Source organism: Kitasatospora sp. NPDC001527, assembly GCF_040298605.1.
Taxonomy (GTDB): Bacteria; Actinomycetota; Actinomycetes; order Streptomycetales; family Streptomycetaceae; genus Kitasatospora.
The window spans coordinates 1-15,910 of record NZ_JBEPAM010000088.1 but is presented as its reverse complement, the minus strand read 5'-3'; the positions used below and the strand labels follow the sequence as shown (position 1 = coordinate 15,910).

Genomic DNA, 15,910 nt, shown 5'->3' with positions numbered 1-15,910 from the left:
TCGCGGGTTGGGGGGGGGGGCCCCCCGCTGCCCCCCGCCCACTCCCCCTCCCCCCCCCCCCCCCCGGGGCCCCCCCCCCCCCCGCGGGGGGCCCCCCCCCCCCCCCCCCCCCCCCCCCCCGACGACCGGTGACGCGGGGGCACCCGCCCCGCGGGAACGGGTGCGCGCCGGGCTCAGCCGCCGGCGACCGCCGGGATGATCGAGACGTTCGCGCCGTCCTTGATCTCCGTCGCCAGGCCCTCGGCGAAGCGCACGTCGTCGTCGTTCACGTAGACGTTGACGAAGCGGCGCAGCTTGCCGGTGTCGTCCAGGATGCGGGCGGCGATCCCGGCGTGGTTCTTCTCCAGGTCGGCGATGACCTCGCCCAGCGTGGCGCCCTCGGCGGGCACCTCGCTGGCGCCGCCGGTGTAGGTGCGCAGGATGGTCGGGATACGGACGTTGGCGCTCATGGGGGTCTCCTCGGTGCGGTCGCGGTGCGGTCGCGGTGGGGCTGGGCGGGTGGGGGTCGCGAAGGTCAGGCGGTCGCCAGGCCGGCGTCCCGGAAGGACTCCAGGGTCGGCCGGATGACGGCGGTCATCCCGGCCTCCGCGACGGCGTCGAGGGTCTTCAGGCCGTCGCCGGTGTTGATCGCGACGGTCTCCTTGGACGGGTCCAGTCGGCCGGTCTCGACGAGCTTCTTGAGCACGCCGATCGTCACGCCGCCCGCGGTCTCCGCGAAGACGCCCTCGGTGCGGGCCAGCAGCCGGATCGCGGCCACGACCTCCTCGTCCGTCACGTCCTCCACCGCGCCGCCGGTGCGCCGGGCGATGTCCAGCACGTACGGGCCGTCGGCCGGGTTGCCGATCGCCAGCGACTTGGCGATGGTGTCCGGCTTGACCGGCCGGATCACGTCGTGGCCGGCCTTGAAGGCGGCCGAGACCGGCGAGCAGCCCGCCGCCTGGGCGCCGAAGATCCGGTACGGCCGGTCCTCGACCAGGCCGAGCTTGATCAGCTCCTGCAGGCCCTTGTCGATCTTGGTGAGCTGCGAGCCCGAGGCGATCGGGATCACGATCTGCTCCGGCAGCCGCCAGCCCAGCTGCTCGCAGATCTCGTAGGCGAGCGTCTTGGAGCCCTCGCCGTAGTACGGCCGCAGGTTGACGTTGACGAAGCCCCAGCCCTCGCCGGCCGGGTCGCCGATCAGCTCCGAGCAGAACCGGTTCACGTCGTCGTAGTTGCCCTCGATGCCGACCAGCTCGCCGCCGTACACCCCGGCCATCACGACCTTGCCCTGCTCCAGGTCGTGCGGGATGAACACGCAGGACCGGAAGCCCGCCCGGGCCGCCGCCGCGCCCACCGCGCCGGCCAGGTTGCCGGTCGACGAGCAGGACAGCGTGGTGTAGCCGAACGCGCGGGCCGCCTCGATGGCGCAGGCCACCACGCGGTCCTTGAAGGAGTGGGTCGGGTTGCCGGAGTCGTCCTTGACGTGCAGCTGGGCGGTGAAGCCGAGCTCACGTCCCAGGTTGTCGGCCTTCACCAGCGGGGTCCACCCCGGGTTGAGGTTCGGCTTGGTCGCGACGTCCGCGGGCACCGGCAGCAGCGGGGCGTAGCGCCAGATCGACGCGGGACCGGCCTCGATCCGCTTGCGCAGTTCCTCGGCGCCCTCGCCGCCGAAGTCGTAGGCGATCTCCAGCGGGCCGAAGCACTCCACGCACGCGAAGCTGGGACCGAGCGGGAAGCGGGTTCCGCACTCCCGACAGGACAGCTGGGCTGCGGGGCCGAGGTCAACGGTGACGGGTGCGGCGGTGTCGATAGCCATGGGGCGAGGCCTCTCTCCTCATCTTCCCCGGGACGCGGTCGCGCCCGGGCCGGAATTGGCACCTGTCCCGCCGGGGCCCGAAGCCGTCCGCGCGAGAAGGTTGCCGGGACGTCAACGGGCCGTTCCCTCAGTCCCTCTGGATGAGCTCTGTGAAGTTGTGGTCCTGCTCAGCGGAGACCCCGGCGTGCGAAGGTCCGACCGCTGTACGAAGACTGTATCCGAAGGCGTCAACCCCGAACGGCACCGTCCGCCACGCGAGATGCCCCGTCCCACCCGGCCCCGTACCCGAACCCGCCGAGGAGCGCACCGTGCCCGCCGAACCGACCTCCGAGCTCCTCCCCGAGACGGCGTCCTGGCTGCGCCGGCGCTCGTGGAGCGCGGCCGACCGCCCGGTGCGCACACTGGCCGCGGCCAAGCGCGCACTCGGCCCGGCCGGCACGGTCAGCGTCGTGCTGCCCGCCCTGGACGAGGAGGCCACCGTCGGCGAGATCGTCCGGGTGATCCGCCGCGAGCTGATGGAGCGGCTGCCGCTGGTCGACGAGCTGGTGGTGGTCGACTCCGGCTCCGCCGACGCCACCGCCGAGGTCGCCGCCGAGGCCGGCGCCACCGTCGTGCACCGTGACGCGATCCTGCCCCGGCTGCCCGCCGCCCCCGGCAAGGGCGAGGTGCTCTGGCGCTCGCTGCTGGTCACCCGCGGCGAGATCGTCTGCTTCGTGGACGCCGACCTGCGCGAGTTCGACCCCGCCCTGGTCTCCGGCATCATCGGCCCGCTGCTCACCGAACCGGACATCCAGCTGGTCAAGGCGATGTACGACCGGCCGCTCGAAACGGACGGCGCGGTCGTGCCGGCCGGCGGCGGCCGGGTCACCGAACTCGTCGCCCGCCCGCTGCTCAACCTGCACTGGCCGGAACTCGCCGGTTTCGTCCAGCCGCTCGGTGGCGAGTACGCGGCCCGGCGCTCGCTGCTGGAGCGGCTGCCCTTCCCCACCGGCTACGGCGTCGAGCTCGGCCTGCTGGTGGACGCCCTGGAGACGGCCGGCCTGGACGCCCTCGCCCAGGTGGACGTGGGCGTGCGCCACCACCGGCACCAGGACGGCCAGGCGCTCGGCCGGATGGCCGCCACCATCTACCGCACCGCGCTGGAACGGCTCGACCGCACCCACCGGCTCAAGGCCTCCGCCGACCTGCTCCACCCGCGGCTCACCCAGTTCACCCGCGACCCGCGCACCCGTGCCTTCACCGCCCACACCCACCCGGTCACCGCGACCGAACGCCCCCCGATGCACACCGTGCCCGAGTACGCCACCCGGCACTGACACGTTTGCCACCCCGGACCCCCGGCAACCAACCAACCATGGGCCCTGACACGACCGAACGTTCGAATCCGACCGGCGCCGCCCCCGTCCTGGTGGCGTCCAACCGGGGGCCGGTGTCCTTCGGCACCGCGGACGACGGCACGCTGACCCTCCGCAGAGGCGGCGGAGGCCTGGTCTCCGGGCTCTCCGCCATCGACGACCCGGACGCCGTCTGGGTCTGCGCCGCGCTGTCCGACGCCGACCGCCGGGCCGCCCGCGAGGCCCCGGACGGCCGCCTCGACCGGGCCGGCCACGACGTCGGCGGACAGGCCGTGCGGATGCTCGACATCGACCCGCGGACCTTCGCCCGCGCCTACAACGGCATCGCCAACTCGACCCTCTGGTTCGTCCACCACCTGCTCTGGAACACCCCGACCGCCCCCGCCTTCGACGCCGGCTTCCGCACCGAGTGGCAGGCCTACACCGCCTACAACACCGCCTTCGCCGAGGCGCTCGCCGCCGAGGCCGCCCCCGGCGCCGCCGTCCTGGTGCAGGACTACCACCTCTCGCTCGTCCCGGCACTGCTCCGCGCCGCCCGCCCCGACCTGCGGATCGGCCACTTCTCGCACACCCCCTGGGCGCCGCCCGAGTACCTGCGGCTGCTGCCCGACGACATCTCCGAGGCCGTCCTCACCGGCATCCTCGGCGCCGACCGGGCGGGCTTCCTGACCCGCCGCTGGGCACTCGCCTTCGCCGACTGCTGCGAGCGCTTCCTCGGCGCGGAGGTCGACCGCGAGGCGCTCACCGTGGCGCACGCCGGCCGCACCACCGCGCTGGGCGTGCACGGCCTCGGCGCCGACGCCGACTTCCTGCGCGAGCGCGCCCACCGCCCGGACGTCGACGAGCGGCTCGCCGCCCTGCGCACCGCGGTCGGCGACCGGCGCACCGTGGTCCGGGTCGACCGCACCGAGCTGAGCAAGAACATCGTCCGCGGCTTCCTGGCCTACCGGCACCTGCTGCGCACCCGCCCCGAGTGGCACGACCGGGTGGTGCACATCGCCTTCGCCTACCCGTCGCGCACCGACCTCGCCGAGTACCGGGCCTACACCGACCAGGTGCGGGCGCTCGCCGCCGAGATCGAGGCGGAGTTCGGCACGCCCGGCTGGAAGCCGCTGATCCTGCACGTCGACGACGACTTCCCGCGCTCGCTGGCCGCCTACCGGATGGCCGACGTGGCCCTGGTCAACCCGATCCGGGACGGCATGAACCTGGTGGCCAAGGAGGTCCCGGTGGTCTCCGACCGGGGCTGCGCGCTGGTGCTGTCCCGGGAGGCCGGCGCGCACGCCGAACTCGGCGAGGACGCGCTGAGCGTCAACCCGTACGACGTCGTGGCCACCGCCGAGGCGCTGCACGCCGGGCTCACCATGCCGGCCGGGGAGCGCGCCGAGCGCACCAAGCGGCTGGCCGCCGCGGCGACGGCGCTGCCCCCGCAGCAGTGGTTCCTCGACCAGCTCAACGCCCTGCGGCCGGGCCGCTGAGCTCCTCCCCCAGCGCGCCGAGCAGTTCCACCACGCCGGCCGGGCCCGGGACCACCAGGTCCGCCCGGTCGGCGAGCTCGCGCACCGGCGCCTCGCCCACCGCGCCGCTGCACACCAGCAGCCCGGCCAGGCCCTCCCCGCGCAGCTTCTCCACCGCCGCGAAGGCCGGGACGTCACCGAGGTCGTCGCCCGCGTAGAGCACCGAGCGGGCGCCGCGCTCGCGCAGCAGCCCGGTCAGCGCCGCTCCCTTGTCCACCCCGGGCGGCCGCAGCTCCAGCACCATCCGGCCCGGTTCCACCACCAGCCCGTGCTCGCCCGCCAGGCCCTCCATCGGCGCGCGCAGCAGCTCGAACGCGGCGGCCGGCTCGGCCGTGCGCCGGGTGTGCACGGCCACCGAGCGGCCCTTGTCCTCCACCCAGGTGCCGTCCGGCGCGCCGAGTCCGGCCAGCACCCGCGGCAGCCGCTCGCGCACCGCGGCCACGCCCGGGTGCGGCGGCGGCGCGGTCAGCTCGCCGTCCTCCCAGCGCTCGGCGCCGTAGTGGCCGAGCACCACCACGCCGTGGAGTCCGGCGAGACCGCCGTACTCCACGGCCAGCGCGGCCGGGCGGCCGGTCACCACGGCGACCGTGCCGACCCGCGGCGCCAGCGCGCGCAGTGCGGGCGCCACGCCCGGGTGCGCCCGGGCCCGGCTCGGGTCGGGGACGATCGGTGCGAGCGTTCCGTCGAAGTCGAGGGCGATCACGACGTCACGGGGCGCGGCGAGCAGCGCCGCCAGCCCCGCGCGCCCGGCATCCGTCAGTGGTCGCGCAATGTCGGCAAGGCCCATGCCTGGCACCGTACCCAGCTGTCCCGGGCGGACACCCCCGGCGCGGCGGCCGTGGCTACCGGGCCGCCCGGCGGGCGTCGCGGACCCGGCGCAGCCGGTTGACCAGGACCGGCGCGTGCGCCAGCGCCTCCGGCCGGTCCAGCAGTGCGTTCAGCAGCTGGTAGTACCGGGTGCTGGAGAGCCCCAGCTCCTCCCGGACGGCGCGTTCCTTGGCGCCGGCCGTCCGCCAGGAGCGGCCCTCCAGCTCCAGCACGGCCCGGTCCCGCTCGTCCAGCGTGCCGGGCGTGCCGGGCGTGCCGGGCGTGCCGGGGGAACCGTCCGCACCGGGCGCGTCCGGTTCCCGCGCCGCCTCGTCGTCCGCGCCCATCGGGGCCCACCTCCGTCCATCACTACGGAGTGTCATTCTCCCCCGCGGACCCGACACACTCTGCGTCCTGCGCGGCCCCGGTCCGGCGGCTAGCGTCACCCCCATGACCAGCATCCCGGCCGCCGCCTTCGCCCTGCACGTCCCGACCGCGGACCTCGTCCCCGACCCGCTCGACCCGGCGCAGATCGTCTCGGGCGCCCCCGAGGTGTCCGGCCGGGTGCTCACCGGGTCCGCCACCGGGGAGACCGGCATCTGGCAGATCACCCCGGGCGTGGCCACCGACGTGGAGGCGGACGAGGTGTTCGTGGTGCTGAGCGGCCGGGCCACCGTCGTGGTCGACGGCGGCCCGACGCTGGAGCTCGGCCCGGGCGACTGCGGGGTGCTGCGGGCGGGCGACCGCACCACCTGGACCGTCCACGAGACGCTCCGCAAGGTCTACGCGATCACCTTCTGAGACCCGCCCCGCCTGCCCGCCCGGCCCGGATTCACTTGCGGATCCGGGCCGCCTCCTTGACGGCTGCCTGCTGGAGGTCCTCCAGCACCGGCTTGGGGTCGCCGGTCACCGCCGCCCCGATGCCGGCCTTGATCCGGTTGGAGACCTCCGCCCAGGCCGGGTCGCCGAACGGGTAGAAGCTGGCGTTGCCCAGGCCCGCCGCGAACTGCTTGAGGTCCTCGTGCTTCGGGTCCTTGGTCATCGCGTCGAAGGCGTCCTGGGTGACCGGCAGCAGGTTGTAGGTCTCGTCGAACCTGAGCTGGTTCTCCTTGCCGTAGACGAAGGAGAGGAAGGTGCGGATCTCGTTCCGGTGCCCGTTGGCCTTGAACGCCATCATCCAGTCGGCGACGCCGAGGCTGCCGGTCTTCGCCAGGCCGTCCTTCCTCGGGATCGGCGCCGTCCCGAAGTCGATCTTCCCGTTGGTGGCCATCCGCAGCAGCGTCGGGTGCCCGTTGAGCATCGCCACCTTGCCGGCCGCGAAGTCGCTGAACACCGGGGTGCGGTTCACCTTGCCGGGCTCGGGCTGGGTCAGGCCGGTGACGACCAGGTTGTTCCTCAGCCAGGTGAAGGTGGCCTGGTTCTGGGCACTGTCGATGGTGTAGTTGCCGACGTCGTCGGAGAGGCTGCCGCCGCCGCTCAGCGTCCAGAGCATCGACTCGGCGGGCGCCTCCTCGGGCCCGAGCGGCAGTCCGTACGGCACGACGCCGGGGACCTTGAGCTTGATCTTCTCGGCGGCCGCCTTGAGCTCGTTCCAGGTGGCCGGCGGCTGGGCGATGCCGGCCTTCTGGAAGATCGCCTTGTTGTAGAAGAGCACCCGGGAGGAGGAGACGAACGGGATGCCGTACTGCGTGCCGAGCACCTGCCCGGCGTGCGAGAACTGCTCCATGATGTTCGCCTGGGTCTCCAGGGAGAGCACGTCCGCGGCGGGGTAGAGCCGGTCCGCGGCGGCCTGGTCGGCGAAGCCGCCGGTCTGCAGCAGGTCGGGCGACTTGCCGCTCTTCACCAGCTCCTCGACCCGCTTGCCGATGTCGGTCCAGCCCACCACCTCGACGTTCACCTTGATGCCCGGGTTGGCGGCCTCGAAGCGGCGGGCGAGGTCGTCCCAGTACAGCTTGGAGTTGGTGTCCGCGCTCTCGCCGTAGTCGGCCGCGACCAGCCTGAGGGTGACGGGGCCGTCGTCCTGGCCGCCGCAGCCGCTGAGCACCAGGGCTCCGGCCAGGGCGCCGGCCAGCGCGACGCCGAACGACCGGGTGGGGACGCGTCTGTCCAACGCGGGTACCGCCTTCGGGGGGGATCCTGGGGAACGGTCCGGATCGAGGGGGAGGGGGGATCCGGCCGGGGTGAAGGCCGCAAGGGTGCCAAACCGGGCACGCGGTGGTCCACACCTCCGGTGCCCGGACGCCGGGTAGTTATCGAAGTGCGGGAGTCGTTGCGCACCGTGCAACGGATCGCGCCGGTCCGACCTGCCGAATCCGCCCCCGCCACCGGGCCGGGGCTCCACCGGAGGGCTCGTGCAAAGTGCCGCACACCACATGCTTCTGCGACAAAGCTCACCCCGTTGGACCAGACCAATCCGACAACTGGACTAGACCTCTTAGACCTGGTCAAGGGAAACTGTCCTCCGTGAAGCACGTCATCGCACTCGATGTGGGGGGCACCGGCATGAAAGCCGCGCTGCTCGCCCAGGACGGCTCCGTGCTGTTCGAAGCACGCCGCCCGACCGGGCGGGAGCACGGCACGGACGCCGTGGTCGCCGCCATCCTCGACTTCGCCGCCGATCTGGCGGACGAAGGCCGCAGCCGCTTCGGCGCCGCGCCCCTTGCGGCGGGTGTCGCCGTCCCGGGGACGATCGACGAGAAGCACGGCATCGCGGTCTTCTCCGCCAACCTCGGCTGGCGCGACCTCCCGCTGCGCAAGCTGCTGGGCGAGCGCCTGGCCGGCCCGGACGGCGGTGTGATGCCGGTCGCCCTCGGTCATGACGTGCGCACCGGCGGCCTCGCCGAGGGCCGGCTCGGCGGCGGCCGGGGCGTCGGGCGCTTCCTGTTCATCGCCCTCGGCACCGGCATCGCCGGCGCCATCGGCATCGACGGCCGGATCGAGGCCGGCGCCCACGGCTTCGGCGGCGAGATCGGCCACGTGGTGGTCCGCCCCGGCGGACCGAAGTGCGGCTGCGGCGCCCGCGGCTGCCTGGAGACCCTCGCCTCCGCCTCCGCCGTCTCCCGTGCCTGGGCCGAGGCCGTGGGCGACCCCGACGCCGACGCGGCATCCTGCGCCGTCGCGGTGGACGCCGGGGACCCGCGCGCGGTCGCGGTCTGGCAGAACGCGGTGGAGGCCCTGGCCGACGGCATCGTCCTCGCCCAGAGCCTGCTCGACCCGTCCCGCGTCATCGTCGGCGGCGGGCTGGCCGAGGCCGGGGACACCCTCTTCACGCCGCTGCGGGCGGCGGTCACCGAGCGGCTGACCTTCCAGATGCCCCCCGAGGTCGTACCCGCCATGCTCAAAGACACCGCCGCGTCGCTGGGCGCGGGCCTGCTCGCCTGGGATCTGCTCTCCATGGAGGTGACCGCGTGACCGCGGACCGACTCGCACTGGCCGGCGCCCGGCTGGTCCTGCCCGGAGGCGTCGTCGAGGGCGACCGCCTCGCCGTCGAGGGCGACCGGATCGCCGGCCTCGGCGGCTCCGCCACGCCCGGCGACCTCGACCTCACCGGGTACACCGTCGTCCCCGGCTTCGTCGACCTGCACGTCCACGGCGGCGGCGGCGCCTCCTACGCCTCCGGCATCGCCGAGGAGGCCCTCAAGGTCGCCCGCACCCACCTCGAACACGGCACCACCACCACCGTCGCCTCCACCGTCACCGGCGAGATCGACGACCTCGCCCGCCAGGCCGCCGTCCTCTCCGAACTCGTCGAGGACGGCGTCCTCGCCGGCATCCACTTCGAGGGCCCCTTCATCTCGCACAACCGCTGCGGCGCCCACCGCCCCGACCTGCTGCGCGACCCCGACCCGGCCCTGGTCCGCAAGCTCGTCGACGCCGCCCGCGGCCACGCCAGAATGATCACCCTGGCCCCCGAGCTGCCCGGCGGCCTCGACTCCGTGCGGATGCTCGCCGACCTCGGCGTGATCGCCGCCGTCGGCCACACCGACTCCGACTACGCCAAGACGCTGGAGGCCATCGAGGCCGGCGCCACCGTCGCCACCCACCTCTTCAACGCCATGCCCGGCATCGCCCACCGCGCGCCCGGCCCGATCGTGGCGCTGCTGGAGGACGAGCGGGTCACCGTCGAGCTGATCAACGACGGCGTCCACCTGCACCCCTCGGTGCTCGACCTCGCCTACGGCACCGCCGGCGCCTCCCGGGTCGCCCTGATCACCGACGCCATGGGCGCCGCCGGCATGGGCGACGGCCTCTACCCGCTCGGCCCGCTCCAGGTCGAGGTCAAGGACGGCGTGGCCCGGCTGGTCGAGGGCGGCGCGATCGCCGGCTCGACGCTCACCCTGGACGTGGCGTTCAAGCGCTCGGTCACGGTCAACGGCCTCGACCTCACCCAGGCCGTCGAGTCGCTCTCCGCCACCCCGGCCCGGCTGCTCGGCCTCGCCGACTCGATCGGCTCGCTGGAGCCCGGCAAGTTCGCCGACCTCGCCGTGGTCGACTCGGCGAGCTACGACCTGGTCGCGGTGATGCGCCGCGGCGAGTGGATCACCGGCGGCGACCGCTTCGCCCCGATCGCGACCGCCTGATCCCGCGCCCACGACGACGGCCGCCCGCTCCCCTCGGGGAACGGGCGGCCGTCGTCGTCGTGGCTGCCACCCGCCCGCGCGCCTCCGGGCCGCTCGGACCCGGTGCCGACGGTCGGCGGGAACGCCGCTACGCGGCTTCCAGCAGCACCTGATCGATGAGGATCGTGCCGCTGCCCGGCGGCAGCGAGATCACGATCGTGTTCGTGCCCGCCTGCATCGGCGGGGTTATGTAGGTGTTGAACCAGGACGAGGCCGGGTCCTTGCCCGGCGAGTAGTTCTTGAAGTTCGACCCGCTCGGCCAGTCCTTGCCGTTGACCGCCGTCGTCGCCCGCACGTCGGCGCCCGGGTTGTTGTAGTGCACGGTGAACTTGTACGTACCGGCCGCCGCCAGGTCACCCGTCCAGGTGACCGTGCCGCCCGGGTTGAGCGTCAGGTAGCTGCCGTCGGCCGACTTGGCGCCCTTGACGGTGTTGCCGGACGGCGCGTTCTGCCCCTGCAGCTGGCTCGCGTCGACCGGGCCCAGCCCGCCCGAGGCGCTCGCCGAGGCCGTGGGCGACGCGGCGCCGGTCGGGCTCGCGGAGCCGGTGGCGTCGCCCGGGGTGGCCGGGCCGCTCGCCGTGGTGGTGCCGCCCTTGGCGTCCTTGTCCTTGTCGCCGTCCGGGTCCCCGGAGGACAGGGCGATGCCGGCGCCGATCGCGATGGCCGCGACCACGGCGACCGCGCCGATCACGGCGCCCTTGCCCCGGCCGCCGCCCGGCGGCCGCTCCTCGCCCGGCTGCGGGCGGGAGTGCTCGGCGTAGCGGGTCTGCTGGGTCGGGGCGGCGGCGAAGTCGCCCGGTGCCGGGTACGGCTGCTGCGGCTGGGGCTGCGGGTAGCCCGGCTGCGGCGGGTAGGGCTGCTGCGGCCTCGGGGGCTGGCCGTACTGGGCGCGGCCGACCTCCATCGGGCGGCTGTACGGCGTGCGGGGCACGCCCTGTTGCGGCTCGGTCGGCTGACCGGAGCCGCCGTCGGCCGGACGGTAGAGGTAGCCGAACGGATCGTCGTCGTGCGGGGCGCCGTCCTCCGGGCCCTGGGGCGCTCCGCTGCTGCCGGCGGTGGTCACGGTGGTCAACTCCCCCATCGCGGTCGCGCCGCCGGGCTGCCGGGCCGTCGGCGCTGGTCGTGGTCGCTCTCGTACCCCGGAACCCTACCTGCCGCCGCGCGCGCCCAGGAAAGACCCCTTGACAACCGGCGAGTAGCCCCCGCCCGGGAGCGGCCGGTCCCGCCGCGTGGGCCGGGGACGGGCCCTCAGCCGGCCCGCCGGTGCGAGCGCTCGCCGCGGGCCCCGCGCACCGCGCCGCCGCGGGCCCGCTTCTCGTCGTACATCCGCTCGTCCGCGGTGTGCAGGACCTCCTCGATGCTCATCCCGCAGCCGGCCCAGCCGATGCCCAGGCTCACGCCGACCCGCATCGCCCGGCCGTCGATCCGCATCGGCGGGATGATCGCGTTGCGCAGCCGGTGGGAGAGGTCCTTCGCCTCGTCGCGGCCGATGCCGTCGGCGAGCACCACGAACTCGTCGCCGCCGAGCCGGGCCACCGTGTCGCCGTCGCGCACGGCCGCGCTGAGCCGGCGGGCCACCTCGACCAGGACGGCGTCGCCGGCGTTGTGGCCGAACCGGTCGTTGATCGACTTGAAGCCGTCGAGGTCGCAGAAGAGCACCGCGAGCCCTTTGTCGACCGAGGCCGCTGCGCCCGAGCGGAACGGGCCGGACCGCAGCTCCCCGCCCGGGCCGTGGTCGGCCGGGACCACCGCGTGCACATGCTCCCCGTAGCCGTTCGTCCCGGCCGGCGCGCCGTCGGCGGCGGGCACGGGGTATCCGTCCCGCAGGCCGTGGCCGTACGCCGCCCCGGGGGCGTCGTCCACGCCGGCCGGCCGGTGGGGGTCGCCGAACAGGCCGTCGGGGTACCCGCCGAAACCGTCCTCCGGGACTCCGGCGCCGCCGTACCCGCTCCCGTACCCGGTGCCGCCGTACCCGGTGCTCCCGTCCGCGGGGCCGCCCTGGTGCCCGGCGGCGACGGCCGCGTGCGGCTGGCCGCAGAGCCGGCGCCCCAGCCGGGCCTTCAGCTCGGCGCCGTTCGGCAGCCCGGTGAGCGCGTCGTGGCTGGCCCGGTGGGCGAGCTGGAGCTCGTGCCGCTTGCGGTCCTCGATGTCCTCGACGTGGGTGAGCAGGAAGCTCGGGCCCTCGGCGGCGTCGGCCACGATCGAGTTCCGCAGACAGACCCACTGGTAGCCGCCGTCCCGGCGGGAGAGTCTCAGTTCCGCCCGGCCGCTCTCGGCGCTGGTGCGCTCCAGCAGCGCCCGGTCGTCCGGGTGGACGAGGTCGGCGAAGCTCTGCTGGCGCAGCACCGCCCGGGGGCGGCCGAGCAGACGACAGAGCGCGTCGTTGACCCGGGTCAGCTGGCCCCGCCCGGCGCCGTGCAGTTCGGTGATGGCCATCCCGCTGGGGGCGTACTCGAAGGCCTGGCGGAAACTCTCCTCGCTGGCCCGCAGCGCCTGCTGCTCCTTCTCCAGCCGGGCCAGCGCGCGCTGCATCTCGGCCCGCAGCCGGGCGTTGCCGATCGCGATGGAGGCCTGCAGGGAGAACATCTCCAGGGCCTCGCGGGTCCAGGCGCCGGGCCGCTTGCCGCTGCGCGGACGGTCCACCGACAGGACGCCGAGCAGGTCGCCGCCGGCGCTGTACATCGGGGCGAGCAGGCCGTCGGCGGGGTGCCAGTCGTTGGCGTAGACGGGCATCGGACCGTCCCCGATCCAGCGCGGGATGTCGCTGGCGACCGCCCAGCCCCGGTCGTAGGGGAGGAAGCGCAGGGTGCCCCAGTGGTCGCTGACGCCGAGCAGCCGGTCCCAGGACTCGCGGGAGCCGACCTGGCCGAGCAGGACGGCGGGGCCGCCCATCGCGCTCTCCTCCAGCTCCCAGACGGCCGCCACCACGAGGTCGCCGTCCGGCCGCACCAGGCTGACCGCGGCGGCGTCGAATCCGAGTCCGTGCACCGCGCCCTCGACCACGGCCTGCAGCGTGCCCGCCAGGCTGCGGGCAGCGTTGAGGTCCGCCACGACCCGGTGCAAGGTGCGGAGGGTCGCGAGACGGACGTACGGCTCCGACTCGGCTTCCATGCGGGGGCTCCCCGGCTGCTTCGGATAGGTCTTGATTGGTTATCGTCCGATTGCCAGAAGAACTGAATCACAGGGAGCACAGCGTTCGGCACGCTCGGTCAGCAATAGGTCAGCACTTGTGACTTAAATCACACAACGCTAATGCGCCCTTAATCGGTTCATCCGTCCCGTACCGGGACATAGGAGCCCATCGGCACATTTCCCGTGGTCGGTCGCATTGGCCTCGCGCTGTAGCCGGTGACCGCCGGCAGGCCCTCTCCTTCACCCCTGGGAGTGAGTCGCACGGCGCTGCGCCGCTGGTCCTACGACCAGGGCCCGATGCCGTTTCCCCCGGTCGCGGGCTACCGTGCGGTACGTGTACCCGTCCCCGCAGCCCGAAGCTGCCACCCAAGCAACCCCCGACGAGTTCCGGGCCGCGCTCTCCCAGCTCGCCGCCGGTGTGAGCCTGGTGACCGTCCACGACCCGGAGGACGGCGAGGACGTCGGCATGACCGCCACGTCCTTCCTCTCCGTGTCGCTGGAGCCGCCGCTGGTCCTGATCTCCGTCCGGGAGGACTCCCGGATGGACGAGGTGCTCTCCCGGGCCGACACCTGGGCGGTCTCCCTGCTGTCGGAGGCCCAGAAGGCGCTCGGCTCGCGGTTCGCCATGAAGGGCCGGCTCAGCGACCGGCTGCTGTTCGCCGACGCCCCGCACCACCGCGGCCCGCACAGCGGAGCCCCGCTGATCGACGGCGCGCTCGCCACCGTGGAGTGCCGCACCGAGCAGCGGATAGCCGCCGGTGACCACACCCTGCTGCTCGGCCGCGTCCTGGAGGCCGTGGTCCCCGACCCGGGCGGCCGCCCGCTGCTGTACTTCCGCGGCGGCTACCGCACCCTGGGCTGAACCGGGGGGCTACTGCTCGCCGCGCGGGGAGCGCCGCCCCTGCTTCAGCTCGGAGCGGTGCCGCTTGCTGGACAGCCGCCGCTCGACCATGCCCCGGCTCGGCCTGGTCGCCCGGCGGGCCTTCGGCGGCGGCGCGGTCGCCTCGCCGAGCAGCGAGGCCAGCCGGGCCGCGGCGACCTCCCGGTTGCGCCACTGCGAGCGGTGCTCGGAGGCCCGGACCACCAGCACCCGCCCGTCCACCAGCCGGCCCGCCAGCCGCTCCAGGGCACGCTGCTTCCACACCTCGGGCAGCGCGGCGGAGGCCGCCAGGTCGTAGCGCAGCTCGACCTGGGTGTCGGAGGTGTTGACGTGCTGGCCGCCGGGGCCGGAGGAACGCGAGAAGCGCCAGACGAGCTCGGCGTCGGGGACGACCACCGACCCCCGTACGCGGATGGGCTCGGGCATGTGCCCATCATCCCGCGCCGGGCCGCGCCGGTCACCCGGTTATCCGGCCAGGACCGGGCAACCCCGACAATGGCCTGTGTGATCGAGCTCGGCTACTCCCTCTCCAACCGCTTCCCCGACCCCCCGCAGACCGACTACCGGTCCGCGGGCGTGCGCGAACTGCGGTACGACCTGTTCTGCGGCGACGTCTACCTCGACGCCGACGGCGCGGAACTGTCCACAGCCTGGGGATGGGTCCCGGTACTGGACTTCGCCTGGGCCCTGTGCGACATCGTCGAGGAACTCGACCGCGACCCGGCCGGCGGGCGCGCGGCCCGGGTGCAGAGCGCCGATCTCGACTTCACCCAGAACACCGAGCTGCTGCGGTTCGCCCGCCGCTTCAACTGGGTCGAGATCACCGCCACCTGGCTGCCCGACGAGCCGCCCGCCGTGGTGCGCCACGGCGATCTGCGCCGCGAGGCCCGCGACTTCCTCCAGGACACTCTCGCCGATCTCTTCGACATGCACCCCGAACTCGCCGACAATCCGGCAATCTGGGAGCTCCAGGGCCGGTTCCGCCGGATCTGACGAGGGAATACCCGAAGCCGTGCCGGCGGCGGAAAAGGCCCGGCCGCGCGGAACCAATTCCGACGGTTCCCGCGTTATCCCCGGCAACAAGCAATCGAAGGGACAGCACACACCATGCCAGTGAGCCTCTCCAAGGGTGGCAACGTCTCGCTGACCAAGGAGGCCCCCGGCCTGACCGCGGTCACCGTCGGCCTCGGCTGGGACGTCCGCACCACGACCGGTGCCGAGTTCGACCTGGACGCCAGCGCGATCGTGCTGAACGCGGACGGGAAGGTGCTGTCCAACAGCCACTTCGTCTTCTTCAACAACACCAGCACCCCGGACAACACCGTCGTCCACACCGGTGACAACCGCACCGGCGAGGGCGCCGGCGACGACGAGGCGATCAACGTCAACCTCGCCACGCTGCCGGCCGAGGCCGCCCGGATCACCTTCCCGGTCTCGATCTACGACGCCGTCGCCCGGTCCCAGAACTTCGGCCAGGTCCGCAACGCCTACATCCGCGTGGTGAACGCCGCCGGTGGCGCCGAGATCGCCCGCTACGACCTCTCCGAGGACGCCGCCACCGAGACCGCCATGATCTTCGGCGAGCTCTACCGCAACGGCGCCGAGTGGAAGTTCCGCGCGGTCGGCCAGGGCTACGCCTCCGGCCTGGCCGGCATCGCCCAGGACTTCGGCGTCCAGATCTGACGCTCCCGCACCGCAGGGCCGTCCGGCGCCAGCGGCTTCGGTCCCCGGGCCAGGGTCCGCACCGCTTCCCGGAACCGGTCGGCGACCTCGGCGGAGCGGAGCAGCTCGAACGTCGTGATGTC

General features: G+C 74.0%; 16 protein-coding genes and 1 riboswitch. Of the genes, 8 read left to right on the top strand and 8 right to left on the bottom strand.

The annotated features are described in order from the left end of the window. Positions 1-173: 173 nt before the first annotated feature. Entirely contained in the window at positions 174-449 is a 276-nt protein-coding gene (locus ABT238_RS37600; protein ID WP_350564625.1) for a ubiquitin-like small modifier protein 1, read from the bottom strand. 65 nt (positions 450-514) lie between these two features. Continuing rightward, complete coding sequence (thrC, locus tag ABT238_RS37595; RefSeq protein WP_350806630.1) at positions 515-1,795, bottom strand: threonine synthase; 1,281 nt, start codon at positions 1,793-1,795, stop codon at positions 515-517. Between the two features lie 15 nt (positions 1,796-1,810). Beyond that, a riboswitch (SAM riboswitch) is annotated at positions 1,811-1,942 on the bottom strand. Between the two features lie 161 nt (positions 1,943-2,103). On the opposite strand from thrC, the gene ABT238_RS37590 reads away from it, so the two are divergent. Beyond that, positions 2,104-3,111 (top strand): glucosyl-3-phosphoglycerate synthase, encoded by a 1,008-nt coding sequence (locus ABT238_RS37590; RefSeq protein ID WP_350564629.1) that lies wholly within the window; start codon positions 2,104-2,106, stop codon positions 3,109-3,111. 38 nt (positions 3,112-3,149) lie between these two features. Beyond that, a complete protein-coding gene (locus tag ABT238_RS37585; protein ID WP_350564631.1) occupies positions 3,150-4,628 on the top strand; it encodes an alpha,alpha-trehalose-phosphate synthase (UDP-forming) in 1,479 nt (492 codons plus the stop codon). On the opposite strand, the gene otsB is transcribed toward ABT238_RS37585, so the two are convergent. Both otsB and ABT238_RS37575 read right to left on the bottom strand, forming a co-directional pair. Further along, positions 4,603-5,454 carry a trehalose-phosphatase gene (gene otsB, locus ABT238_RS37580; RefSeq protein WP_350806623.1) on the bottom strand — a complete coding sequence of 284 codons (852 nt, stop codon included), beginning with the start codon at positions 5,452-5,454 and terminating at the stop codon, positions 4,603-4,605. The two genes, ABT238_RS37585 and otsB, sit on opposite strands and share 26 nt — an antisense overlap. Before the next feature lie 55 nt (positions 5,455-5,509). Then, complete coding sequence (locus tag ABT238_RS37575) at positions 5,510-5,821, bottom strand: DUF3263 domain-containing protein (RefSeq protein WP_350806618.1); 312 nt, start codon at positions 5,819-5,821, stop codon at positions 5,510-5,512. Between the two features lie 103 nt (positions 5,822-5,924). Between ABT238_RS37575 and ABT238_RS37570 the strand changes: the two genes are divergently transcribed. Continuing rightward, positions 5,925-6,275 (top strand): cupin domain-containing protein, encoded by a 351-nt coding sequence (locus ABT238_RS37570; RefSeq protein ID WP_350564636.1) that lies wholly within the window; start codon positions 5,925-5,927, stop codon positions 6,273-6,275. 31 nt (positions 6,276-6,306) lie between these two features. Here ABT238_RS37570 and ABT238_RS37565 read toward each other — a convergent pair whose 3' ends face one another. After that, on the bottom strand, positions 6,307-7,584 hold the full coding sequence (locus ABT238_RS37565) for an extracellular solute-binding protein (RefSeq protein ID WP_350564638.1): 1,278 nt from the start codon (positions 7,582-7,584) through the stop codon (positions 6,307-6,309). 353 nt (positions 7,585-7,937) lie between these two features. Between ABT238_RS37565 and ABT238_RS37560 the strand changes: the two genes are divergently transcribed. Together ABT238_RS37560 and nagA are read left to right on the top strand one after the other, a co-directional pair. Then, complete coding sequence (locus ABT238_RS37560; RefSeq protein ID WP_350564640.1) at positions 7,938-8,885, top strand: ROK family protein; 948 nt, start codon at positions 7,938-7,940, stop codon at positions 8,883-8,885. Continuing rightward, a complete protein-coding gene (nagA, locus tag ABT238_RS37555) occupies positions 8,882-10,054 on the top strand; it encodes an N-acetylglucosamine-6-phosphate deacetylase (protein WP_350564642.1) in 1,173 nt (390 codons plus the stop codon). Before ABT238_RS37560 ends, nagA begins: the two co-directional genes overlap by 4 nt. A gap of 127 nt (positions 10,055-10,181) precedes the next feature. On the opposite strand, the gene ABT238_RS37550 is transcribed toward nagA, so the two are convergent. Together ABT238_RS37550 and ABT238_RS37545 are read right to left on the bottom strand one after the other, a co-directional pair. Continuing rightward, entirely contained in the window at positions 10,182-11,165 is a 984-nt protein-coding gene (locus ABT238_RS37550; protein WP_350806606.1) for a carbohydrate-binding protein, read from the bottom strand. 176 nt (positions 11,166-11,341) lie between these two features. Continuing rightward, positions 11,342-13,204, bottom strand: a complete 1,863-nt coding sequence (locus ABT238_RS37545; RefSeq protein ID WP_350806601.1) for a GGDEF domain-containing protein — start codon at positions 13,202-13,204, stop codon at positions 11,342-11,344. A 346-nt stretch (positions 13,205-13,550) separates the two neighbouring features. Between ABT238_RS37545 and ABT238_RS37540 the strand changes: the two genes are divergently transcribed. Next, positions 13,551-14,087 carry a flavin reductase family protein gene (locus tag ABT238_RS37540; protein ID WP_502884233.1) on the top strand — a complete coding sequence of 179 codons (537 nt, stop codon included), beginning with the start codon at positions 13,551-13,553 and terminating at the stop codon, positions 14,085-14,087. Between the two features lie 9 nt (positions 14,088-14,096). Here ABT238_RS37540 and arfB read toward each other — a convergent pair whose 3' ends face one another. Continuing rightward, positions 14,097-14,531 (bottom strand): alternative ribosome rescue aminoacyl-tRNA hydrolase ArfB, encoded by a 435-nt coding sequence (arfB, locus tag ABT238_RS37535; protein ID WP_350564649.1) that lies wholly within the window; start codon positions 14,529-14,531, stop codon positions 14,097-14,099. A gap of 69 nt (positions 14,532-14,600) precedes the next feature. On the opposite strand from arfB, the gene ABT238_RS37530 reads away from it, so the two are divergent. Continuing rightward, complete coding sequence (locus tag ABT238_RS37530) at positions 14,601-15,098, top strand: hypothetical protein (RefSeq protein ID WP_502884234.1); 498 nt, start codon at positions 14,601-14,603, stop codon at positions 15,096-15,098. A gap of 114 nt (positions 15,099-15,212) precedes the next feature. Beyond that, positions 15,213-15,788, top strand: coding sequence for a TerD family protein (locus ABT238_RS37525; protein WP_350564652.1), 576 nt, complete (start codon positions 15,213-15,215; stop codon positions 15,786-15,788). The last annotated feature ends 122 nt before the right edge of the window (positions 15,789-15,910 follow it).

Bases quoted from the DNA above. Each gene is read 5' to 3' on its own strand.
- thrC (WP_350806630.1), bottom strand. From the start codon at position 1,795: ATGGCTATCGACACCGCCGCACCCGTCACCGTTGACCTCGGCCCCGCA.
- arfB (WP_350564649.1), bottom strand. From the start codon at position 14,531: ATGCCCGAGCCCATCCGCGTACGGGGGTCGGTGGTCGTCCCCGACGCC.
- ABT238_RS37545 (WP_350806601.1), bottom strand. From the start codon at position 13,204: ATGGAAGCCGAGTCGGAGCCGTACGTCCGTCTCGCGACCCTCCGCACC.
- ABT238_RS37525 (WP_350564652.1), top strand. From the start codon at position 15,213: ATGCCAGTGAGCCTCTCCAAGGGTGGCAACGTCTCGCTGACCAAGGAG.
- otsB (WP_350806623.1), bottom strand. From the start codon at position 5,454: ATGGGCCTTGCCGACATTGCGCGACCACTGACGGATGCCGGGCGCGCG.
- ABT238_RS37600 (WP_350564625.1), bottom strand. From the start codon at position 449: ATGAGCGCCAACGTCCGTATCCCGACCATCCTGCGCACCTACACCGGC.
- ABT238_RS37530 (WP_502884234.1), top strand. From the start codon at position 14,601: ATGGCCTGTGTGATCGAGCTCGGCTACTCCCTCTCCAACCGCTTCCCC.
- ABT238_RS37570 (WP_350564636.1), top strand. From the start codon at position 5,925: ATGACCAGCATCCCGGCCGCCGCCTTCGCCCTGCACGTCCCGACCGCG.
- ABT238_RS37585 (WP_350564631.1), top strand. From the start codon at position 3,150: ATGGGCCCTGACACGACCGAACGTTCGAATCCGACCGGCGCCGCCCCC.
- ABT238_RS37575 (WP_350806618.1), bottom strand. From the start codon at position 5,821: ATGGGCGCGGACGACGAGGCGGCGCGGGAACCGGACGCGCCCGGTGCG.